The sequence below is a fragment of the Oceanobacter sp. 4_MG-2023 genome, from assembly GCF_030689165.1.
Lineage (GTDB): Bacteria > Pseudomonadota > Gammaproteobacteria > Pseudomonadales > Oceanobacteraceae > Oceanobacter.
Map to the genome: position 1 here is coordinate 1 of NZ_JAUYVV010000045.1, position 3,917 is coordinate 3,917.

Sequence of the window (3,917 nt, forward strand, 5' to 3'; positions counted from 1 at the left end):
GGTTCAACAGCGACCGCCATTGACGAAAACTCTGGTGAAAACACGGTGATTTACACCGCAGCGACGGATGATGCGACGGCGGTTTATAGCCTCTCGGGAGCCGATGCAGGGCTGTTCAGCATTAATTCAGCCACCGGCGAAGTGACGTTATTGGCGGATGCCAATTACGAGACCAAGTCCAGCTACAGCTTTACTGTCACCGCTACCGATGGGGCCGGTAACTACAGCGACCAAGCCGTGACGCTGGCGGTCAATAACCTGGATGAAGCAGCGCCAAGCATTACGTCTGGCGCTACGGCTACCGCGATCGATGAAAACAGCGGTGCCGGCAGTGTGATTTATACCGCCACTGCTGATGACTCTGCTGATATTTCTGATGGCGTGAGTTTCGGTCTGTCGGGTGCAGATGCTGCGTATTTCTCGATTGATACCAGCAGTGGCGAAGTTACTTTGTTGGCCGATGCGGACTATGAGACCAAATCCAGCTACAGCTTTACTGTTACAGCCACCGACGGCGCGGGTTTACAAAATAGCCAAGCCGTGACGCTGGATGTGAATGATCTGGATGAAGTGGCACCGGCATTTACATCCGGTTCAACAGCGACCGCCATTGACGAAAACTCTGGTGAAAACACGGTGATTTACACCGCAGCGACGGATGATGCGACGGCGGTTTATAGCCTCTTGGGAGCCGATGCAGGGCTGTTCAGCATTAATTCAGCCACCGGCGAAGTTACCTTATTGGCCGACGCTGATTACGAGACCAAGTCCAGTTATAGCTTTACTGTCACCGCTACCGATGGAGCCGGTAACCACACGGACCAAACCGTGACGCTGGCGGTCAATAACCTGGATGAAGTCGCACCGACGATTACTTCTGGCGCTATCGCCACTGCGATCGATGAAAACAGCGGTGCGGGTAGTGTGATTTATACCGTCACTGCGGATGACTCTGCTGATATTTCTGATGGCGTGAGTTTCGGTCTGTCGGGTACAGATGCCGCGTACTTCAGCATCAACTCAGCCACCGGTGAAGTCACCTTATTGGCGGATGCGGATTACGAAAGCAAGTCCAGTTACAGCTTTACCGTCACCGCCGCCGATGGCGCGGGTTTACAAGATAGCCAGTCCGTCACCTTGGCGGTCAACAACCTGGATGAAGCAGCGCCAAGCATTACTTCTGGCGCTACGGCTACCGCGATCGATGAAAACAGCGGTGCCGGTAGTGTGATTTATACCGCGACTGCCGATGACTCCGCAGATATCTCTGATGGTGTGACTTTCTCGCTCTCAGGCGACGATGCTGCGTACTTCTCGATCGATGCTGTAACCGGCGAAGTCACTTTGTTGGCCGATGCCGACTATGAGACCAAGTCCAGTTACAGCTTTATTGTCACCGCCACCGATGGGGCTGGTAACTTCACTGATCAGACCGTCACTCTGGCGATCAATGATCTGGATGAAGTGGGGCCTGTATTTACTTCCGGCACGTTGGCGGATGTCATTGATGAGAACTCCGGTGAGAACGCGGTGATTTACACCGCAGCGACGGATGATGCGACGGCGGTTTATAGCCTCTTAGGTACAGATGCGTCACTGTTCAGCATCAACTCAGCCACCGGTGAAGTCACCTTATTGGCCGACGCTGATTACGAGACCAAACCAAGCTACAGCTTTACTGTCACCGCCACCGATGGAGCCGGTAACTTTACTAATCAGGCCGTTACCCTGGCGGTCAATAACCTGGATGAAGCAGCGCCAAGCATTACGTCTGGCGCGACGGCCACTGCGATCGATGAAAACAGCGGTGCCGGCAGTGTGATTTATACCGCCACTGCTGATGACTCTGCTGATATTTCTGATGGCGTGAGTTTCGGTTTGTCGGGTGCAGATGCTGCGTACTTCTCGATTGATACCAGCAGTGGCGAAGTTACTTTGTTGGCGGATGCCGATTACGAAAGTAAATCCAGCTATAACTTTGTCGTGATCGCCACCGATGGTGCTGGTTTACAAGATAGCCAAGCCGTGACACTGGATGTGAATGATCTGGATGAAGTGGCACCGGCATTTACATCTGGTTCAACAGCGACCGCCATTGACGAAAACTCTGGTGAAAACACGGTGATTTACACCGCAGCGACGGATGATGCGACAGCGGTTTATAGCCTCTCGGGAGCCGATGCAGGGCTGTTCAGCATTAATTCAGCCACCGGCGAAGTGACGTTATTGGCTGATGCCAATTACGAGACCAAGTCCAGCTACAGCTTTACTGTCACCGCCACCGATGGAGCCGGTAACTTTACTAATCAGGCCGTTACCCTGGCGGTTAATAACCTGGATGAAGCAGCGCCAAGCATTACGTCTGGCGCGACGGCTACTGCAATCGATGAAAACTCAGGTGCCGGGCAGGTGGTGTATACCACGACGGCCGATGATTCCGCGGATATTTCTGGAGGTGTGACTTTCTCGCTCTCTGGCGACGATGCCGCGTATTTCAGCATCAACTCCGCCACCGGTGAAGTTGCTTTGTTGGCGGATGCGGATTATGAGAGCAAGTCCAGCTACAGCTTTATTGTTACAGCCACCGATGGCGCGGGTTTACAAGATAGCCAGTCCGTCACCTTGGCGGTCAACAACCTGGATGAAGTCGCACCGACGATTACCTCTGGTGATACCGCGACTGCCATCGATGAAAACAGCGGTGCGGGCAGTGTGATTTATACCGCCACCGCTGATGACACTGCTGATATTTCTGACGGAGTCACTTTCAGTCTGTCGGGTGCAGATGCTGCGTACTTCTCGATCGATGCTGTAACAGGCGAAGTCACTTTGTTGGCCGATGCCGACTATGAGACCAAGTCCAGTTACAGCTTTATTGTCACCGCCACCGATGGGGCTGGTAACTTCACTGATCAGACCGTCACTCTGGCGATCAATGATCTGGATGAAGTGGGGCCTGTATTTACTTCTGGCACGTTGGCGGATGTCATTGATGAGAACTCCGGTGAAAACACGGTGATTTACACCGCGGCGACGGATGATGCGACGGCGGTTTATAGCCTCTCGGGAGCCGATGCAGGGCTGTTCAGCATTAATTCAGCCACCGGCGAAGTGACGTTATTGGCTGATGCCGATTACGAGACCAAACCAAGCTACAGCTTTACCGTCACCGCCACCGATGGGGCCGGTAACCACACAGACCAAACCGTCACGCTGGCGGTCAATAACCTCGATGAAGTCGCACCGACGATTACTTCTGGCGCTATCGCCACTGCGATCGATGAAAACAGCGGTGCGGGTAGTGTGATTTATACCGCCACTGCGGATGACTCTGCAGATATTTCTGATGGCGTGAGTTTCAGCCTGTCTGGTACAGATGCGTCACTGTTCAGCATCAACTCCGCCACCGGTGAAGTCACCTTATTGGCCGACGCTGATTACGAGACCAAACCAAGCTACAGCTTTACTGTTACAGCCACCGACGGCGCGGGTTCACAAAATAGCCAAGCCGTGACGCTGGATGTGAATGATCTGGATGAAGTGGCACCGGCATTTACATCCGGTTCAACAGCGACCGCCATTGACGAAAACTCTGGTGAAAACACGGTGATTTACACCGCAGCGACGGATGATGCGACGGCGGTTTATAGCCTCTCGGGAGCCGATGCAGGGCTGTTCAGCATTAATTCAGCCACCGGCGAAGTGACGTTATTGGCGGATGCCGATTACGAGACCAAGTCCAGCTACAGCTTTACTGTCACCGCTACCGACGGAGCCGGTAACCATACCGATCAACTGGTTACACTCGATGTAAACAACCTCGATGAAGTGGCACCGACGATTACATCTGGCGCGACGGCTACTGCAATCGATGAAAACTCTGGTGCCGGGCAGGTGGTGTATACCGCCACCGCTGA

1 protein-coding gene is annotated in these 3,917 nt (G+C 53.6%); it reads left to right on the plus strand.

The window, feature by feature from the left end:
• Positions 1-3,917 (plus strand): cadherin repeat domain-containing protein (locus Q8W24_RS16595; RefSeq protein ID WP_305476002.1); only part of this gene is annotated, 3,917 nt, incomplete at both ends.